At 64.0% G+C, this 17747-nt stretch carries 20 protein-coding genes; 17 read left to right on the forward strand and 3 right to left on the reverse strand.

Going from position 1 to position 17747, the window contains the following annotated elements; all coding sequences use genetic code 11:
- The first annotated feature begins 210 nt into the window (after positions 1-210).
- Positions 211-501: a cupin domain-containing protein gene (locus tag ACLQ7E_RS15775; protein ID WP_411733528.1), complete on the forward strand. Its 291-nt coding sequence runs from the start codon at positions 211-213 to the stop codon at positions 499-501.
- Between the two features lie 91 nt (positions 502-592).
- Here ACLQ7E_RS15775 and ACLQ7E_RS15780 read toward each other — a convergent pair whose 3' ends face one another.
- A complete protein-coding gene (locus ACLQ7E_RS15780) occupies positions 593-2008 on the reverse strand; it encodes an aspartate aminotransferase family protein (protein WP_411733529.1) in 1416 nt (471 codons plus the stop codon).
- Positions 2005-2442: an Lrp/AsnC family transcriptional regulator gene (locus tag ACLQ7E_RS15785; RefSeq protein WP_411733544.1), complete on the reverse strand. Its 438-nt coding sequence runs from the start codon at positions 2440-2442 to the stop codon at positions 2005-2007. Before ACLQ7E_RS15785 ends, ACLQ7E_RS15780 begins: the two co-directional genes overlap by 4 nt.
- Positions 2443-2761: 319 nt before the next feature.
- On the opposite strand from ACLQ7E_RS15785, the gene ACLQ7E_RS15790 reads away from it, so the two are divergent.
- The 8 genes from ACLQ7E_RS15790 (at position 2762) to rpsN (ending at position 8837) form a co-directional block, all read left to right on the forward strand.
- The gene (locus ACLQ7E_RS15790) at positions 2762-3997 is read left to right on the forward strand and encodes a spermidine/putrescine ABC transporter substrate-binding protein (protein ID WP_411733530.1); all 1236 of its coding nucleotides are present in this window, start codon (positions 2762-2764) and stop codon (positions 3995-3997) included.
- 239 nt (positions 3998-4236) lie between these two features.
- Positions 4237-5391: an ABC transporter ATP-binding protein gene (locus ACLQ7E_RS15795; protein ID WP_411733531.1), complete on the forward strand. Its 1155-nt coding sequence runs from the start codon at positions 4237-4239 to the stop codon at positions 5389-5391.
- On the forward strand, positions 5388-6332 hold the full coding sequence (locus tag ACLQ7E_RS15800) for an ABC transporter permease (protein WP_411733532.1): 945 nt from the start codon (positions 5388-5390) through the stop codon (positions 6330-6332). The genes ACLQ7E_RS15795 and ACLQ7E_RS15800 overlap by 4 nt, the downstream gene beginning before the upstream one ends.
- 11 nt (positions 6333-6343) lie before the next feature.
- Entirely contained in the window at positions 6344-7141 is a 798-nt protein-coding gene (locus ACLQ7E_RS15805; protein WP_411733533.1) for an ABC transporter permease, read from the forward strand.
- 93 nt (positions 7142-7234) lie between these two features.
- Positions 7235-7708, forward strand: a complete 474-nt coding sequence (locus tag ACLQ7E_RS15810; RefSeq protein ID WP_411733534.1) for a MarR family winged helix-turn-helix transcriptional regulator — start codon at positions 7235-7237, stop codon at positions 7706-7708.
- A 417-nt stretch (positions 7709-8125) separates the two neighbouring features.
- The gene (gene rpmB, locus ACLQ7E_RS15815) at positions 8126-8362 is read left to right on the forward strand and encodes a 50S ribosomal protein L28 (protein ID WP_068733058.1); all 237 of its coding nucleotides are present in this window, start codon (positions 8126-8128) and stop codon (positions 8360-8362) included.
- Positions 8362-8529: a 50S ribosomal protein L33 gene (rpmG, locus tag ACLQ7E_RS15820; protein ID WP_411733535.1), complete on the forward strand. Its 168-nt coding sequence runs from the start codon at positions 8362-8364 to the stop codon at positions 8527-8529. Before rpmB ends, rpmG begins: the two co-directional genes overlap by 1 nt.
- Positions 8530-8531: 2 nt before the next feature.
- The gene (gene rpsN, locus ACLQ7E_RS15825; protein ID WP_068733062.1) at positions 8532-8837 is read left to right on the forward strand and encodes a 30S ribosomal protein S14; all 306 of its coding nucleotides are present in this window, start codon (positions 8532-8534) and stop codon (positions 8835-8837) included.
- 118 nt (positions 8838-8955) lie between these two features.
- Here rpsN and ACLQ7E_RS15830 read toward each other — a convergent pair whose 3' ends face one another.
- Complete coding sequence (locus ACLQ7E_RS15830) at positions 8956-9591, reverse strand: DnaJ family domain-containing protein (protein ID WP_411733536.1); 636 nt, start codon at positions 9589-9591, stop codon at positions 8956-8958.
- A gap of 156 nt (positions 9592-9747) precedes the next feature.
- Here ACLQ7E_RS15830 and ACLQ7E_RS15835 point away from each other — a divergent pair, with 156 nt between their 5' ends.
- The 8 genes from ACLQ7E_RS15835 to ACLQ7E_RS15870 all read left to right on the forward strand — a co-directional run.
- Positions 9748-9915 (forward strand): hypothetical protein, encoded by a 168-nt coding sequence (locus ACLQ7E_RS15835; protein WP_411733537.1) that lies wholly within the window; start codon positions 9748-9750, stop codon positions 9913-9915.
- Between the two features lie 33 nt (positions 9916-9948).
- Positions 9949-10932, forward strand: a complete 984-nt coding sequence (locus ACLQ7E_RS15840; RefSeq protein WP_411733538.1) for an SDR family NAD(P)-dependent oxidoreductase — start codon at positions 9949-9951, stop codon at positions 10930-10932.
- Positions 10933-11256: 324 nt separating this feature from the next.
- A complete protein-coding gene (locus ACLQ7E_RS15845; protein ID WP_071212675.1) occupies positions 11257-11541 on the forward strand; it encodes an HU family DNA-binding protein in 285 nt (94 codons plus the stop codon).
- Positions 11542-11727: 186 nt separating this feature from the next.
- A complete protein-coding gene (locus ACLQ7E_RS15850) occupies positions 11728-12363 on the forward strand; it encodes a hypothetical protein (RefSeq protein WP_411733539.1) in 636 nt (211 codons plus the stop codon).
- A 58-nt stretch (positions 12364-12421) separates the two neighbouring features.
- Positions 12422-13042, forward strand: coding sequence for a copper resistance protein CopC (locus tag ACLQ7E_RS15855; RefSeq protein WP_411733540.1), 621 nt, complete (start codon positions 12422-12424; stop codon positions 13040-13042).
- 143 nt (positions 13043-13185) lie between these two features.
- Positions 13186-15315 carry a cytochrome c oxidase assembly protein gene (locus ACLQ7E_RS15860; protein ID WP_411733541.1) on the forward strand — a complete coding sequence of 710 codons (2130 nt, stop codon included), beginning with the start codon at positions 13186-13188 and terminating at the stop codon, positions 15313-15315.
- Positions 15305-16084 (forward strand): hypothetical protein, encoded by a 780-nt coding sequence (locus ACLQ7E_RS15865; RefSeq protein ID WP_411733542.1) that lies wholly within the window; start codon positions 15305-15307, stop codon positions 16082-16084. Before ACLQ7E_RS15860 ends, ACLQ7E_RS15865 begins: the two co-directional genes overlap by 11 nt.
- Positions 16085-16227: 143 nt before the next feature.
- Positions 16228-17747 (forward strand): thioredoxin-like domain-containing protein (locus ACLQ7E_RS15870; protein ID WP_411733543.1); only part of this gene is annotated, 1520 nt, incomplete at its 3' end.

The following is a 17747-nucleotide window of genomic DNA, read 5'->3' on the forward strand; positions in this document are numbered from 1 at the left end:
GCGCGGGGGGCGCCCGGGGGGGGGGGGTGGTCGCGGGGGGGCGGGGGGCGCTTTGGCTCCGCCGCCCCGCGGGGCCCCCCCCCACTTCTCGTGCAACCGTTGGCGGGTGCCGGGAGTCGCAAAGACAACCGGTTGCCGCTCCCGTCGGGTGATGGCAGGATGAACCGGGAATGCCAGCTCTCCAGCCATCACCCAAGGAAAAGGTAAGACATGCCCGTGACGCGAACGGCCGCAGTGGCCACCATCCAGATCGAGAATGAACGCGTTCGGGTCACCGAATGGCGCTTCGCCCCGGGAACCGAAACCGGATGGCACGTCCATCCCACGGACTATGTCGTGGTCCCGATGACCACCGGGGAACTGGTTCTGGAAACCCGGGACGGGGTGGCGGTCAGTTCCTTGCGGGCGGGTGTTTCCTACACGCGCGTCGCCGGCAGCGAGCACAACGTCTTCAACGACGCGGCATCCGACTTTGTTTTCGTGGAGATCGAGCTGAAATAGCGGGGGACGAGTCACCCGCGGCATATGGCACGGCAAGGGCGGGTGGAGATGAATCATCGCCGCCCGCCCTTGCCGCATGGCCGAATGCGCCCTAGAAGTGGTTCTCCGCCTCGGTGAGCACCGAACGCAGGATCGACTCGATTTGGTCGAACTCCGGCGGCCCCACTGTCAATGGGGGAGCCAGCTGGACGACGGGGTCCCCGCGGTCATCGGCGCGGCAGTAGAGCCCGGCGTCGAATAGGGCGGTGGAGAGGAATCCGCGCAGCAGTCGCTCGGATTCCTCGTCGTTGAACGTCTCCTTGGTCTTCTTGTCCTTGACCAGCTCGATGCCGTAGAAGTAGCCGGCGCCGCGCACGTCCCCGACGATGGGCAGGTCCTTGAGCTTCTCCAAGGTCGATTTGAAGATCGGGGCGTTGTCCTTCACATGTTGGTTCAGGCCCTCGCGCTCGAAGATGTCCAGGTTGGCCATGGCCACAGCGGTCGAGACCGGGTGCCCGCCGAAAGTGTAGCCGTGGTAGAACGTGGTGTCCCCGTGCTTGAACGGCTCGAACAACTTCTCCGAGGCGATCATGGCGCCCAACGGCGAGTAGCCGCTGGTCATGCCCTTGGCACAGGTAATGATGTCCGGCACGTAGCCGAAGTCGTCGCAGGCGAACATCGAGCCGATGCGTCCGAAGGCGCAAATAACCTCGTCCGAGACCAAGAGCACGTCATACTCGTCGCAGATTTCCCGCACGCGCTGGAAGTAGCCCGGGGGAGGCGGGAAGCAGCCGCCGGAGTTCTGCACCGGTTCCAGGAAGACCGCCGCAACGGAATCCGCTCCCTCGAACTCGATGGCCTCGCGGATACGCTCCGCAGCCCACAGGCCGAAGTCCTTCTCGTTGTCAGCGAACTGCTCAGGTGCACGGTAGAAGTTGGTGTTCGGCACCCGGAAGGTACCGGGCACCAAGGGCTCGAAAGGTGTCTTCATGTCCGGCAGCGAGGTGATGGCCAGGGCACCCTGGGGGGTCCCGTGGTAGGCAAGCGCCCGGGAAATCACCTTGTACTTGCCGGACTTTCCCTGCAGCTTGAAGTATTGCTTGGCCAGCTTGAACGCCGACTCGACCGCTTCGCCGCCGCCGGTGGTGAAAAAGACGCGGTTCAAGTCGCCCGGGGCGTAGTTGGCCAGGCGCTCGGCCAAATCGATGGCCGGTTCGTGCGCATAGGACCACAGCGGCATGAACGCAAGCTTCTCGGCCTGCTTGGCGGCGGCCTCGGCAAGTTCCACCCGGCCGTGGCCGGCATTGACCACGAAGAGGCCGGCCAGCCCGTCAATGTAGCTTTTGCCCTGGTCGTCATAGAGCGTGTGACCCTGGCCGCGGGTGATGATCGGGACGCGGGCGCCTCCCTGCAAGGGGGAGTGGCGCGCCATGTGCATCCACAAGTGGTCCCGGGCTGCTGACTGTCGGTCGGTGCCCAGGGGCGTGGTGCTGGCGGACTTGCTGGCTGTAGTGCTGGAAATGCTCATCGGGTACCCCAGTTGTATTCCTGTTTGCGCAGCGAGAGGTACATGAACGTTTCGGTTTCGCGTACCCCCTCCACGGATCGAATTTCAGTGATGATACGAAGTAGGTCCTCATCATTGGCGCAAATGACTTCGGCAATGATGTCCGAAGGTCCGGCCACCACAACGCAGTAGTCGACTTCGGGCAAGGCGGCGATCCGGTCGGCGGTGGCAATGATGTCGCCGGTGGATCGAATGCCCAGCAAGGCCTGGCGCCTGAAGCCAAGCTGCAGCGGGTCGGTGACCGCAACCACCTGCATGACTTTGCTATCGACGAGTTTTTGGACCCTTTGCCGAACCGCGGCCTCGCTCAGCCCAACGGCCTTGCCGATGGCTGCGTAGGAACGGCGTCCGTCCTCTTGCAATTGCTCAATGATTGCCTTGGATGTTTCATCCATGACGAAGCCGTTGGATGCGCCGTTGGGTGCGGAATTGGTCACTTCCTATCGACCTCCTGATCGATCAAACTGGTGTTCGTGCTTCGCGCTGTGGCACCTGCCGCATCGCTTGGAAATGAGCATAGCCCGAAGGAATCAGTTGCGGAAGGGTCGTCTGACGGTTGATTTCCATCGTGCACGAAATGCATGTCAACGAAAACTATTGTCACGAAGAGCGATTCCTGACATGATCCATGTCAAGAGTCGACCGTGACGGGTGTCACGATCGCCCAGTGTGCGTCAAGGGAAGACGCGGCGCCAGCTGAAGGGGAGTCCGAGAATGTCCAACCAGAACCAGCGTGAGTTGCCCAGGGATCCAGCGGTACGGGCCTTGATCCGGCAGGCGCAGCGCATGCAGCTGACGCGCCGCAAGATGTTGGCCGGCGCCGGGGGCCTTGGCCTCGCCGCGTTCCTGGCTGCTTGCGGCACCGGGGGCACTGGAGGCAGCCCCAGCAGCACCGCCGCCGCAGTGACCGACATGTCCGAAAGCGACAAGAACATTTTCTGGGCCAACTGGACCCTGTACCTGGACTACGACGAACAGGCCAAGACCTATCCGACGCTCGACGAATTCGCCAAGCGCACGGGAATCAAGACGCATTATGCCGAGGACATCGACGGAAACGACTCCTACTACGGCAAGGTCCAGGCACAGCTTTCCGCGGGCCAGGACATCGGTCAGGACATCATGACCCTGACCGACTGGATGACCGGCCGCGTCATCCGCCAAGGTTTCACCCAGGAGCTGGACCACGCCAACATCCCGAACATCAAGAACCTGCTGCCGAACTTGCAGGACGTTGACTTCGACCCGGGACGCAAGCACTCGTTGACCTGGCAAAGCGGATACGCGGGCATTGCCTACAACAAGGCCAAGTACCCCAAGGGGCTGCGCACACTCTCCGATTTATGGAACCCGGACCTCAAGGGGCGCATCACCGTACTCGACGAAATGCGCGACACCATGGGCCTGCTGATGCTCGACAACGGCGTGGAGATCTCCGGCGGCTGGGGCGACACCGAATTCGCCGCCGCCACCGAGGTGCTTTCCTCGCAGATCGCCAGCGGCCAGATCCGCCAGGTGAAGGGCAACTCCTACAAGGAGGACTTCATCTCCGGGGACGCCATTGCCGGGATCGTCTGGAGCGGCGACATCACCCAGATGAACTTCGAGAACAACGACCAGTGGGAGTTCGTGCTCCCCGAGGCCGGCGGCACCCTGTGGAGCGACAACCTCATGGTCCCGGTCGCATCCCCGCGCAAGGCCAATGCCGAGAAGTTGATGGACTTCTACTATGAACCGGAGATCGCGGCCCAGGTGGCGGCGTACGTGAACTTCATTTCCCCGGTCCAGGGCGCCAAGGAAGCGATGGAAAAGATCGACCCCGAACTGATGGACAACGCGTTGATCTTCCCTTCCGAAGCCGACTTGGCCAAGGCCCATGTCTTCAGGTCCCTGAGCGCCGAGGAAGAAACCAACTTCAACAGCCAGTTCCAGACCGCGATCGGCGCCTAATGCCACGCGTCGGGCCCCGGCCGGCCGAGTGCCGACCCGTGGCCCGTCGGATTGCCGAGACCGGGGTCCTGCGCAGGGGAGTGCGGTGCCCTGGGCAAGGCCAAACCGGAAGCCGCAAACGCACCACCCGTTGTCCCGACAGATGAGTTCCCCCACCGTTCCTTAGCCAAACGCATTTTGGGCGCGGAGGACGAAGCGCAGTTCCACAACATGTTCCAGCAAGTGATTGGCACCCAATAATGACAACCACGACCACCAGGCAGGGCCAGGCCCAGCCCACGGCCTCCTCCGGAGCGGACCTCCACCTGGGCAATGTCACCAAGCGATTCGCGGATTTCACCGCTGTCGACGATCTGACCTTGACGGTGCCCAGCGGCTCCTTCTTTGCGCTCCTGGGGCCCTCGGGCTGCGGCAAGACCACGACGCTGCGGATGATTGCAGGCCTTGAACAGCCCACCAGCGGCACCATCAGCATCGGCGGGAACGACGTCACCAAGCTCCCCTCCTTCCAGCGCCAGGTCAACACGGTCTTCCAGTCCTATGCCCTCTTCCCGCACATGACGGTTCTTGACAACGTGGCGTTCGGGCTCAAGCGCAAGCGGGTAAGCGACTCGGTTGCCCGGGCCAAGACGGCACTGGAAATGGTTGAGCTCGAACACCTTGCCTCGCGCAAGCCGATGCAGCTTTCCGGAGGGCAGCAGCAGCGCGTGGCACTGGCCCGCGCCCTGGTCAACCGTCCCGCCGTGTTGTTGCTTGACGAGCCGCTCGGCGCCCTGGACATGAAGCTGCGTCGGCAAATGCAGGTCGAGCTCAAGTCCATCCAGACCGAGGTCGGCCTGACCTTCATCCACGTGACCCACGACCAGGAGGAAGCCATGACCATGGCCGACACCGTCGCGGTGATGAACAAGGGCAAGATCGAGCAAATGGGTGCCCCGCGCGAATTGTACGAACTGCCCAGGACCGCCTTCGTGGCCAACTTCCTGGGCAAATCCAATCTCATGCCCGGAACCGTCACCGAGGACCTTGGCGACGCCGTCGCCGTGGACGTTGCAGGCCACCGCCTGGTCATGCCCAAGGACCGGGCCGTGGCCCACCGCGGCGCAGCCGTGGTGGGGGTGCGGCCGGAGAAGATGCGGGTGCTGAACCTGCCCGACGAATACTCGCCCAGCGCCAACATGCTCACCGGCACCGTCCTTGATGCCTCGTTCACCGGGGTCAGCACCGAATACCTGGTCGAGGTTCCGGGCATCGGCACCATTGCCACGTTCTCGCAGAACATGGGACAGGCACCCGCCCAGCGCGGGGACACCGTGCGCATGACCTGGGAACCGGAATACTCCTTCGGCCTTGACGGGTCCGAAAAGACCACCGAGGGGCAGGACGCGGTATGACCTCCACCGCTGCCCGTTCCCCATGGAGGAAGAACCGGGCGCCCCAGGACCTGCGCAGCGAGGAGGAACTTGCCGCCGAGCGGCGCAAGGGCCGGGTCGGCCTGTACCTGATCATTCCAGGCATGGCCGTTCTTGCGCTGTTCTTCGCCGCCCCGGTAGTGGTGCTTCTGGGCATGTCGCTCTATGCCAGGCCGCCGGGTGCCGAGATCGGCGAGTTTGTCCCTGCCCTCGAATTCGGCAACTACGCCACGGTCGTCAGCGCCTATTGGGAGGTGTTCCTGCGTTCGTTCCTCTTCGCGCTCATCGCAACCGTCGCCGCCCTGCTCATCGGCTACCCCATGGCATATCTCGTGGCCGTTCGGCTGCGCGGGCACCAGCTGCTGCAGGGGATCCTGCTGGTGCTGCTCATTGCACCCTTCTTCTCCAGCTTCATCCTGCGCACCCAGGCCTGGAAACAGATCCTCTCGGATGAGGGCCCGGTGGTCACGGTGTTGCGGGCCATTGCGATCCTGCCGGCGGACGGCCACCTCACCGCCACCGCCTTCGCGGTGGTGTGCGGGCTGACCTACAACTTCCTGCCGTTCATGATGCTGCCGATCTACGCCAACCTGGACCGGCTCGACACCAACTTGCTGGAAGCCTCGGGGGACCTGTACGCCGGCCCGCTGACCACCTTCTTCAAGGTGACGCTGCCGCTGTCGATGCCCGGAGTGTTTGCCGGAACCCTGCTGACCTTCATCCCGGCGGCCGGCGACTACGTCAACGCCGCACTGCTGGGCAACAACCGCGACACGGCCATGATCGGGCAGATCATTGATTCGCGCTTCTTCAAGGTTGTCGACTACCCGGGGGCCTCGGCGCTTAGCTTCATCCTGATGGTCCTGATCCTTGCGCTGGTCATGATCTACATCAAGCGCTTCGGTACCAAGGAACTGTTCTAGGAAGGCTTGGCATGAGACAAAAATTTGGGCGCTGGTTCATCCCGGTCGCCGGGGGCCTTGCCTTCATCTATCTGCTGGTACCGATTGCCTACATCTTCGTCTTCTCGTTCAACGACGCCGGGCGCACCAACCTTGAGTGGCGCGGATTCACCCTCGATAACTGGAGGAATCCCTGTGGCGCCCCCAACGTGTGCGAGTCGCTGGTGAACTCGCTGCAGATCGGCGTGGTTGCCACCGTCTTCGCCACGGTGCTTGGAACCTGCGTGGCACTGGGACTGGTGCGCTATAAATTCAAGTTCCGCAACACCGCGGACCTGTTGATCATCCTGCCCTTGGCAACACCCGAGGTGGTGCTCGGCGCCTCGCTGCTGGCCCAGTTCCTGAACCTGGGATGGGAGCTTGGGTTCGTCACCATCGTGATTTCCCACATGATCTTCTGCATGTCGTTCGTGGTGGTCACGGTCCGGGCGCGGGTGTCTTCACTGGACCCGCGCCTCGAAGAGGCCGCCTCCGACCTCTACGCCAGTCCGTTAACCACCTTCTGGAAGGTGACCTTCCCGCTATTGCTTCCCGGCATCGTGGCAGCGGCGCTGCTTTCGTTCGCCATGAGCTTTGACGACTTCATCATCACGAACTTCAACTCCGGAAACTTCTCGACCTTCCCGAAGTTCATCTACGTCTCGGCCACCCGGGGTATCCCGGCGCAGGCCAACGTCATCGGATCGGCGATGTTCATCCTGGCGCTCGTAGTGGTGGTCACCTCGCAGGTCATTGCCTACCGCCGGCGCAAGGCCCTCGCCGCGCGCTAGGTCCGTGCCGGCCACGCGATTTGTGCCACTCACCACCGGTGACCAAGTGACAGATGAGGAGATGCGGGCGGGTGCTGTGGAAAGATGGTGCCCATGAATGAACCGAAGTGGCTGACCCCCGTGGAGCGAGAAGCCTGGCTGGCCCTGGTGTCGGTGACGACATTGCTGCCGGCCGCTCTTGACAGCGAGCTGCAGGTCCAGGCCAAGATCACCCTCTTCGATTACACGGTGCTCGCCATGCTGTCGGAGGCGCCCGAGCACATCCTGCCCATGAGCGAGCTGGCATCGCGCACCAGTTCCTCGCTTTCGCGGCTCTCTCACGTGGTGAAGAAGCTTGAGGGTCGCGGCTGGGTTGAACGCAGCAGATCTGCCGAGGATGCCCGCGTCACCATTGCCAAGCTCACGACTGAAGGCTGGGACACTGTCGTATCCCTGGCCCCCGAACACGTCGACTCGGTGCAGAAGCTGATTTTTCAGGGACTTGACGACACAGACGTCGCGGAATTGGCGCGCATCGGCCGGAAGCTCGTGGGCCGGCTGAATCCCGAACACTGGATCCTGCGGTAGGCGGCGACCGGGCCAATCTGCCCGGCAACGGTGCAACCTGCGGCGGGCGTGAGGTAGATCGCATGTGGGGAAGCCAAAAAGGAAGGTTGTCGATTTGGCCCCGGATGTGTTAATCGCCTAGAATGATTAGGCGTTAAGTCGTGCATGCCCAATCGGGTTTGTGCGGTTACCCGTAATACCGAATATCGTGGTCGGCCGAGTAGGGAAAAGTACTCATCGACCGCGAGGTTCACCGTCTTTCACGCTAATCAAGGCGCTTCGGTTGGTTCTCACCCAGCCTGGTTACCTTCAAAGTGTGCAGTAATAACGGTGTCACAACTGGTGGCGGGACTCTTATACGCAGATTCAGAGGCAGCAGTTTTCCGCTGTATCTGTAAAACGAGTACCGCCAATATTTACTACAACTGAGGAGTGATCATGGCAGCAGTATGCCAGGTGACTGGTGCAGTTCCGAACTTCGGACACAGCATCTCCCACTCGCACCGCCGCAACAAGCGTCGGTTCGACCCGAATATCCAGAAGAAGCGCTACTGGGTTCCGTCCCTGCGCCGGAACGTCACGCTGACCTTGTCGGTAAAGGGCATCAAGCTCATTGACGTCCGCGGCATCGACGCCGTTGTAACCGGACTCATTGCAAAGGGTGTGAAGATCTAGTGGCTAAGGATAAGGACGTACGTCCCATCATCAAGCTCAAGTCGACCGCCGGCACCGGTTTCACTTACGTAACCCGTAAGAACCGTCGTAACGACCCAGACCGTATGGTTCTGAAGAAGTACGACCCGGTAGTCCGCAAGCACGTTGAATTCCGAGAGGAGCGCTAAAGATGGCCAAGAAGTCCATGATTGCTAAGAACGAGCAGCGCAAGGTCATCGTAGAGCGTTACGCCGAAAAGCGTGCAACCTTGAAGAAGACCCTCGTTGACCCGAACGCAACCGACGAGGCACGCGAAGAGGCCCGCTTGGGCCTGCAGAAGCTGCCCCGCAATGCATCGCCGATCCGCGTTCGCAACCGCGACGCCATCGACGGCCGCCCCCGCGGCACACTCCAGAAGTTCGGTATCTCCCGTGTTCGCTTCCGCGACATGGCACACCGTGGCGAGCTTCCGGGCATCACCAAGTCTTCCTGGTAAATTCCAGAAGCAGTCAAAGGCCCCAACCGTTTCGGTTGGGGCCTTTGGCCATTTAAGCGGCAAAGGTGTTGCTCAAGCACAATGGCCCGGCGGCGGGTGACACCAGGGCAGAGCGGAACTAGGGAGTTTTGCGAGCACCCAGCCAGCGCCCAAGCCACCGGGCACGACGCGGCGCATCCGGGACGTCGTCGGCTTGCGCCGCGGGAGATCGTCGTGATTTCCATGCGGCGATTTCGTCGTCGATGTCCCGCAGCGCAGTGATCACCGGAGGGCCTCCGAGCAGCTGGCGACGTGCCTTCACGACACGAAAATTGAAGTCCTCAAGCAGCTCCCGCACGGCGGCCGGGTCGGCCAGCCGGTCGAGGGTCGCCTCAAGCTCCGCGTCTTCCTTGCGCAGCATCAGTGCCAGGGGACCGAGGCCGCTGATGTGCTCGCGCTCAATGATCCCCTTGACCCACCAGTCCTGATCCGTGGCGCCCAGACCCGGTATGGGTTTGCCGGCGTAGGCAAGGTTGTCAAAATCGCCTCGCGCAAAGGCTGCATCGAGGGCGCTGTTGGCGACCTCCCAGACATCGCCCCCGGCGCGAAAGTGCGGGATCGCGGCAGAGACATCGTTCTTGTCGCCGAAGGTTTTCCCGGTGCGTTGGGCGTATTCATCGGCGGGAATGTGTTCCTCGCTGCTGTCCCCATCCAGCCGGTAGCGGGCCGAGCGCATCGAAGAGTCGCGGTTTTCGTCAAGACTGCGATGCGCCATGTGTGGTGCCCACCTTTCAAAGCGGTTCCTGACCAACACCAACGAGGCATCGGGAGCCGGTCAACGGCAAACAGCCGAAGGGACCCCCTGCCGTGCGGTCATAAGTCCTTGCGCTCCAGCACTCCGTTTGCGCCGTGGATCGGTGGGTGGTCGCGCGTGAAAGCACTATTCGGCACCGCAACGTTGGTGCTCCTGGTCACTGGAGTGATTGCCCTGACCGTGGATCCGCTGTGTGGGGCTGTGGCGGCCGCCGCCGCACTGTCCTCCGGAATCGGGTACTTCGTCGGCCGCCACCAAGCCAGGGTCGATCAGCAAGAACGCTAAGGATGCGCCTGGCAGGCGGTAGCTTTGGACATCATGGAGCAGAACAAATCCAATGAAACCCCTAGCCATCCGGGCACACCAGAGACAGGCCTGCGTGCAAACCGCGTCGTCGGGGACGCCACCGGCCTGCGAGTCATGGTCACCGGCGCGAATGCCGGCATCGGATTCTGGACCAGCCTGCAGCTGGCCCAGCGCGGCGCCGAGGTCATCATGGCATGCCGAAACACCGGCAAGGCCGAAATGGCCGCCCAGGCCATCCGGGCAAGGGTCCCGGGTGCGAAGCTCCGTGTCATCGAGCTTGATGTTGCCTGCCTCAATTCCGTGGCAGAAGCAGTCGAGGAACTCAGCGGACTCACGCACCTGGATGTCCTGATTGCCAACGCCGGCATGGTGCACACCCCGCGGACGCGGCAGCGGAGCGTGGACGGGCTGGAATTGGTGGCAGCAACCAACTACTTCGGTCACTTTGCGCTGGTCGCCGGGCTGCTGCCCGCACTGGAAAGGGCAGTGGCCGCCCGCGTGGTGACACTTGGTTCGTTGTCGACCCTGTTGGTTCGCCCGCACCTGGACGATCCGCAATTGCTGAGGAGCTATTCGTCGTGGCTTGCCTACGCGCAGTCCAAGATCATGGTCCAGTCCTTCGCCTTCGAGCTTGACCGCCGGCTGCAGCGGGCTTCCAGCCGCATCCGCGCTCTGTGCGCGCATCCCGGCTATTCGATTTCCGGGCGCACCCCCGCGGTTGCCGGGGTCAATGAACCTAACACCCTCAAACGAGTCGTGGATACGCTCCAGGCGCCCTTTGCCCAGAGCAAGAACCACGGCGCCAGGTCGATCGTTCGGGCGGCCTTGGATCAGGGTGCCTTCGACGCTCCGGGACCGGTGTTTTACGGACCGCGGGGCTGGACCAGGGGAGTACCGACCACGTCCAAACCTGCATTAATCACGACTGATGCGGAAGCGGCAAAAACCATCTGGATCGCGGCGGAATCCGCCACCGGAATTTCCATGCTTGGCTAAGGCCGGGTGCCGTCCTCGACACGGTTGCATTTGGCCGAATCGCAACCGATATTGAAGGCAAGGAGATCCAAAAATGGAGGCTTCCGCCGGCATGCATGATCGAGGACATCATGGAGCCCGAGCGTGCTGTTCGTCTCTCTTTGGGGGCAAAATCTGACGCTGAACGCGAAAAACCTGCCAAAGTTCAAAAAATTCCCCGGAATTCAGCCCAATTCGGGCGTTTCGCGGAGGAACATTTGATAAGTTCTCACACAGAAGTCCCCGCGAACGCGAGGCGAACCGCGCCGATACCGGGCGGGAAGATGAAGTCCAGGAGGACATACTTTGGCTATGAACCGTAGTGAACTTGTTGCAGCTGTCGCCGAGAAGACCGGCAACTCCCAGGTAGCCGTCAACGGTGTTTTGGATGCAGTGTTCGACGTATTCGTTTCCCAGATTTCCAAGGGCGAGAAGGTCTCGATCCCGGGCTGGCTCGCAGTCGAGCGCACCGACCGTGCAGCACGCACCGGCCGCAACCCGCAGACCGGCGAAGCCATCCAGATTCCGGCTGGCCACTCGGTCAAGCTGACCGCTGGCTCGAAGCTGAAGGCTGCCGTCACCGGCAAGTAGTCTGCGCCCCGCGCAACAGCTTTCAAGCCGCCCCCTGCACTGGTCCACGGACCGAGCGCAGGGGGCGGTTTGGCGTTAACGGGAGCCCTCGGCGAAATCTGGATTCTACATTCAGTAGAACCCCGTAGAATGTTTGCTGGAACTTGTAGGCAAGACCTCGGAATCCCTTGGTGGAGGAATCACGGCATGAAGAATCACGGCCTTCGCATCGTGCGTGGCTGGATCGGTGCGCTCCTATGCACCTGCCTTGCCGCGGCCTCCCACGCCCTTGTCGACGGGGACTTGCCGCCGCTGCCGATTCTCGGCCTCCTGCTGTGCATCAGCGCCGCTATCTGCACGTCGTTGGCCTCCCGTCGGATCTCGCTGCTGCGCACCTCTCTGGCCGTGATGCTGAGCCAGGGTGCCTACCACGGCGCCTTTGCTCTTTTCGGTCACCAGCACCAGGCTTCCGGACTGATTCATGAAAACACCAGCCTTGCCGGGCACGCGGCACACACCCTGACACTGAACGTGGATACCTCCGCGGCCGCAGTGGCCGCCGTCGATCCATCCAACTCCTGGCTGATGCCGCTCGCGCACCTGGTTGCGGCGATAGTGACCGTCATGGCCCTGCGCCGGGGCGAAATAGCGGTTCGTGCACTTGTCGACGCAGTCTCCCTGTATGTGCCGCGATTGATCCTGTTTATTCGCAGCCTGCCGTCCGTGCGCGGCAAGCAGCCGCTGCTTGGTGTCGCCTACCGGTCGTTGGTGCTCCGGGACGTGCTGCGCCCCGCCCTGCATCGCCGCGGTCCTCCGCGTGGTCCCGCTTTCGCATTCTCGTAAAAGCCCCACACCACGATCGCTGCGCAGAAGTGCCGCGAAAGACAGGACCACAAGACCCATGACCCACGTAATCCAAACCCCGCGCACCTCCACCCGGATTGGCGTGCTCTTTGCCGCCGTGCTGCTGTGCCTGATGACCTTCCTCGGCGCCTCCAGCGCCCAGGCGCACGACGAACTGATTTCCTCCACCCCGGCCAGTGGCGAGGTGCTGAAGAACGCGCCGACGTCACTCGTCCTTACCTTCAGCGGTGACATCAAGAAGATCGGCACCATTCTCGAGCTGAACGCTGCCGACGGGCAGAAGGTCGGGACCACCTTCACGATCGACCGCCGCGACGTCACTGTCACCCCCGAGGCACCGCTGTCCAACGGCAGCTACACGCTGGCAGCCCGAGTGGTGTCATCCGACGGCCACCCGATCGCCAAGGACATCGACTTCGAGGTCAACGACCCCACTGCTGTCGCCAGCTCCGCACCTGCAACCACCAAGGCCCCGGACAGCATCGCCCCGGCGGCAGGACCGGCACCTGCGGCCGAACCGACCGCCACAGCCGAGGACACCGACAGCAACCAGCCGCTGGCCGGCATGCCCGCCGGGCTCATCTGGACGATCCTTGCTGCGGCCGGAATCGGCATGATCGTTACGGTGCTGCTCAAGGTCCGCCGCCAAAACAAGTAGTCGGCTGACCGGGACCGGAATCGCTCGGGCCCGACAACGGCCGGTCGCTTCCCTCCCGCGGCCAAGGTGGCGTGCACCACCTTGGCCCCGGGAGCGGGGCCGATCGGTGGGAGAATGAAGCGGCAGGAAGCTGAAAGGACAATGTGAACAAGTCACGGAACACGCAGGGCACGGTCTCCAGGGCGCAGGCAGCGACTCCCACGGGGCGACTGTGGCCCCTGCTGACCCTTCCCGCGCTCGTGGTCGGCGTGCTGGTGCTCATCGCGGCCAGCTACTTTGCCGGCACCGCGCAAGCCAGCGAGCTGGGTGACCCCGGCCCGCTGATCCGCTGGGCACTTCCCGTGGCCAAGGCGCTGCACCACTCCTCGATGGCCATCACGGTTGCCGCGCTGGTCTTTGCCGCCACCATCCTGCCGCGCTCCACCAAGCCCAAGCGCCCGGCGCCGGGCGAGCATGACACCGATGGCGGCGAGGCCCATCCCGCCTTTGCCCGCACCATGAACCTGGCCGCCGCCGCGGGCATGCTCTGGACGGTCTCCGCGGCGGCGGTGCTGGTCTTCAACTTCTGGGACCTCGTGGGCAAGCCCATGAGCACGGACCCCAGCTACACTTCCGCGATGCTCGACTACGTCCTGAACATTTCCGTGGGCCGGGCCTGGGCCTGGATGATCGTGATTGCCGCGATCACCTCGTCGCTGGCCTTTGGCGTGCGGTCCCCGGCATTGGTCGGCACCACCACCGTCTTTTCCCTGGTGGGTGTCCTGCCGATGTCCCTGATCGGACACGCCGCCGGAGGCGATGACCACTGGGGCGCGGTCAACTCGATCATGCTGCACCTGGTGGGCGTGTGCCTCTGGTTCGGCGGCATCGTCGTGCTGGCCGCACTGGCCCCGCTGTTGGGCTCCAAGGCCCCGGGGCGCTACACCGGCCCCCGGCCCATCCTGGCCGGCACCGTGCTGCGGCGCTTCTCCGCGCTGGCCACCATCTCCATCGTCCTGGTCGCCGGCTCCGGCGTCGTCAACGCCACGATCCGCATCACCGACTGGGACCAGTGGACGACTCCCTACGGCTTGATCGTGATCGCCAAGGCCGTGGCCACCCTGGCCCTGGGTGCGTTGGGCCTGGCCCACCGCCGGCGGGTGATCCCTGCGCTTCTGGCCGGGAAGCTTGCGGCCACTCGCGCAGCCTGGCGGGTGGTGGGAGCCGAAGCGATCGTCATGGCCGCCGTCATGGCCCTGGCCACGGTGCTGGCCCGCACCGCACCTCCCACCCCCGACACCGCGCCGGAACTGCCGACCCCGGCACGGTTGCTCACCGGATACGAGCTTCCCCCGGAACTGACCAGCGCCAGCTGGCTCCAGGTCTGGCGCTTCGACTGGTTGTGGATCGCCATCGTGATTTTCCTGGCCGTTGCCTACCTGTGGGCAGTGGTGAAGGTGCGCCGCCGCGGTGACAAGTGGTCGATCCTGCTCACGATCTCCTGGCTGGTGGGCCTGGCCTCCCTGTTCTACTTCACCTCCGGCGCCCTGGCCGTGTACGGGAAGATCCTTTTCTCCGTGCACATGGTCGACCACATGGCACTGACCATGGTCGCGCCGTTGTTCCTGGTGATCGGTTCGCCCGTCACCCTGGCGCTGAAGGCGCTGCCCTCGCGCACGGACGGGACCCGCGGGCCGCGCGAATGGATCCTGGTGCTCGTCCACTCGAAGTTCTCGGCCTTGATCACCAACCCGATCTTTGCCGCGGCAAACTTCGCCGGATCCATCATCATCTTCTACGGCACCGAGGCCTTCGGCTTCGCCCTGCGCAACCACGTGGGCCACGAAATGATGAACGTGCACTTCCTGATCACCGGCTACCTCTTTGCGCTCTCGATGATCGGCACCGACCCGGTCCCGCGCCGCGCGCCGTACCCCTTGCGTCTGGTGATCCTGCTGGCCACCATGAGCTTCCACGCCTTCTACGGGGTCTCCATCATGAGTTCCACCTCGCTGATGCAGGCCGACTGGTTCGGCAACATGGGCCGCACCTGGGGCGAGGACGCGCTGGAGGACCAGCGGCTGGGCGCCGGGGCCATGTGGGGGATCGGCGAGATTCCGACGCTGCTGCTGGCCCTGGGCGTGATGGTTTCCTGGAACCGGGACGACTCCAAGGAATCCAAGCGCAAGGACCGGCAGGCGGACCGCGACAACGACGCCGAGTTGAATGCCTACAACGACATGTTTGCCCAATTGAAGAAGCGAGACGAGGAGATTGCGCGCCGTGGCCGCTAGGACCAAGACGGGTGCCCTGCGCACCCTTGCCCTGAGCATGTCGATGGGCCTGCTGCTGGCCGGATGTGCCGGATCACCGCAGGCGGTCGAGCTGCCCGAGGGGCACGCCCCGCTCAGCTCCGCGCCTTCCGCTGCCTCTTCCGCCGCGCCCTCCAGCGCGGCGGCGGAGCTGGACGTCTCGGGGCTGTCCGTTGCCTCGGGCATCTCCATGGCCGCACGGCTGGGCTTCGACAAGGCGCGGGTGATCTCCGGAACCGAACTCGCCGACCTGAAAACGGCGCCGCAAGACACCTCGGGCGGGGTCGCCGTGCTGCCCACCCAATGCGGCGATGTCATCGAGTCGCTGAACTGGTCACCGCTGCAAATGGGGGACGAGGGGGCGCGCACCGATTTCCTGACCGAAAAGATCGCCGCCACCGGATCGGTCGAGGTCGCCAAGATCACCGACAAACCGGCGTTGGAGGCGCACTACGCCACCGTGCTGGCCATGCTCACCGAGTGCAAGAAGGTGACCATGCACCAGGGGACCGAAACAGTTCCCTTCACCACCGCCAAGCCGGATCTCAAGGACGGCGAGGCCGACTCGGCCATCGCGTGGACCCGCGGCACGCCGGGCCAGGGAATGCGCCAGCAGGCCCTGGTGTTGATCAAGGCCAAGGGAGACCACGTGGCAATGGTGTCCTTCATTGCCGAAGATGGCCTTGAGGCACCCGAGTTCAGCCAGATGGCAGCCCAGATCCTCAACGCCGCACTCGCCCAGGCAGGCTAGCCCCCGCGCTTCCTTTCCCCGGCAGGATGCGACGAACCGAAGCCCTGATTCGTCGCATCAGGTCATGATGTCCCGCCCCGGGGACCAAACCGGGATAATTGAATCCAGCACCGTGTCAGCCGACAAGCTCAAGGAGTTCCCCCATGACAGCGCCCACAAACACCGGAACCGAATCCGTGCGTACCTCGTACAAGGTCCGCGCCTCCGAGCTGGTCGGCCGCAACTGGCTGAACACCGGCGGGAAGCAGCTTGACCTGGGGGACTTCCGCGGCAAGATCACGATCCTCGATTTCTGGACCTTCTGCTGCATCAACTGCCTCCACGTGTTGGACGAGCTGCGTCCGCTGGAGGCCAAGTACTCCGATGTCCTGGTGACAGTGGGCGTCCACTCCCCGAAGTTCGAGTACGAGGCCGACCCGGTGGCCCTTGCCGCCGCCGTGGAGCGCTACGAAATCCAGCACCCGGTGCTGGATGACCCGGAACTTGTCACCTGGCAGGCCTACGGCGCACGCGCCTGGCCGACCCTGGTGGTCGTGGACCCCGAGGGCTACATCGTCGCCCACCTCTCCGGCGAGGGCCACGCCAGCGGACTGGAGTCCCTGGTCGAGGAACTCATCACCGAGCACGACGCCAAGGGCACGCTGCACCGCGGCACCGGCCCCTATATGGCACCTCCGGCACGCGAGGGCGACCTGCGCTTCCCGGGCAAGGCAGTGGCCCTGGAGAACGGCAACTTCCTCATTGGGGATTCCGGGCACCACCGCATCGTGGAACTCGGGAACGACCTGTCCACCGTGGTGCGCACCTTCGGTTCGGGGACCAAGGGCTTTGCCGACGGCGACGCGGCCACCGCGCAGTTCAACGAGCCACAGGGCCTGGCCCTGCTCCCGGCCGATCGCGCAGCCTCCCTGGGCTACCACGCGGTCATTGCCGACACCGTGAACCACCGCCTCCGCGGGCTGAACCTTGACACCGGCGCGGTCACCACGCTTGCAGGCAACGGCATCCAACGCCTGCTCGACGCCGACCAGGCCCGCTCCACGGTCGGCGAAGACAACGAAGAAGCCTGGATCAGCGACCTGGGCAACGATCCGCTGAACACCTCGCTGTCATCCCCGTGGGACGTGTTGTGGAGCCCCAAGTCCGACGCCATCATCATCGCCATGGCCGGAACCCACCAGATCTTCTCCTTCAACCCCGAGACCTCGGCCCTGTCCGTCTTCGCCGGCACCGGCTTGGAAGGCCTTGCCGACGGCGCACCGGGCGAGAGCTGGTTTGCCCAGTCCTCGGGCCTGGCCCTGGACAAGCAGGAAAACATCTGGGTTGCCGATTCGGAGACCTCCGCGCTGCGCCGCCTGGTGCTCGCCGATGACGGGTCCGTTGCCGCGGTCGAAACCGCCATTGGCGCAGGGCTCTTTGACTTCGGCTTCCGCGACGGCGCCGCCGACCAGGCACGCCTGCAGCACCCACTGGGCGTCGCAGCGCTTCCCGACGGCTCGATCGCCATCGCCGACACCTACAACGGAGCGGTGCGCCGCTACGATCCGGCCACCGGAACGGTCAGCACGCTGGCCCGGGGGGGGCACCAGCCCCCCCCCGGGGGGCGCGCTTTCGCGGGGGGCGGGGGACCGGGGGGGGGGGGGGGGGTAACCCACAACCCCCC

This window comes from Paeniglutamicibacter sp. (genome assembly GCF_046714615.1).
GTDB lineage: Bacteria > Actinomycetota > Actinomycetes > Actinomycetales > Micrococcaceae > Paeniglutamicibacter.

Bases quoted from the DNA above. Each gene is read 5' to 3' on its own strand.
- ACLQ7E_RS15805 (WP_411733533.1), top strand. From the start codon at position 6,344: ATGAGACAAAAATTTGGGCGCTGGTTCATCCCGGTCGCCGGGGGCCTT.
- ACLQ7E_RS15800 (WP_411733532.1), top strand. From the start codon at position 5,388: ATGACCTCCACCGCTGCCCGTTCCCCATGGAGGAAGAACCGGGCGCCC.
- ACLQ7E_RS15795 (WP_411733531.1), top strand. From the start codon at position 4,237: ATGACAACCACGACCACCAGGCAGGGCCAGGCCCAGCCCACGGCCTCC.
- rpsN (WP_068733062.1), top strand. From the start codon at position 8,532: ATGGCCAAGAAGTCCATGATTGCTAAGAACGAGCAGCGCAAGGTCATC.
- ACLQ7E_RS15810 (WP_411733534.1), top strand. From the start codon at position 7,235: ATGAATGAACCGAAGTGGCTGACCCCCGTGGAGCGAGAAGCCTGGCTG.
- ACLQ7E_RS15840 (WP_411733538.1), top strand. From the start codon at position 9,949: ATGGAGCAGAACAAATCCAATGAAACCCCTAGCCATCCGGGCACACCA.
- ACLQ7E_RS15785 (WP_411733544.1), bottom strand. From the start codon at position 2,442: ATGGATGAAACATCCAAGGCAATCATTGAGCAATTGCAAGAGGACGGA.
- ACLQ7E_RS15855 (WP_411733540.1), top strand. From the start codon at position 12,422: ATGACCCACGTAATCCAAACCCCGCGCACCTCCACCCGGATTGGCGTG.
- ACLQ7E_RS15830 (WP_411733536.1), bottom strand. From the start codon at position 9,591: ATGGCGCATCGCAGTCTTGACGAAAACCGCGACTCTTCGATGCGCTCG.
- ACLQ7E_RS15780 (WP_411733529.1), bottom strand. From the start codon at position 2,008: ATGAGCATTTCCAGCACTACAGCCAGCAAGTCCGCCAGCACCACGCCC.
- ACLQ7E_RS15790 (WP_411733530.1), top strand. From the start codon at position 2,762: ATGTCCAACCAGAACCAGCGTGAGTTGCCCAGGGATCCAGCGGTACGG.
- ACLQ7E_RS15775 (WP_411733528.1), top strand. From the start codon at position 211: ATGCCCGTGACGCGAACGGCCGCAGTGGCCACCATCCAGATCGAGAAT.
- rpmB (WP_068733058.1), top strand. From the start codon at position 8,126: ATGGCAGCAGTATGCCAGGTGACTGGTGCAGTTCCGAACTTCGGACAC.
- ACLQ7E_RS15850 (WP_411733539.1), top strand. From the start codon at position 11,728: ATGAAGAATCACGGCCTTCGCATCGTGCGTGGCTGGATCGGTGCGCTC.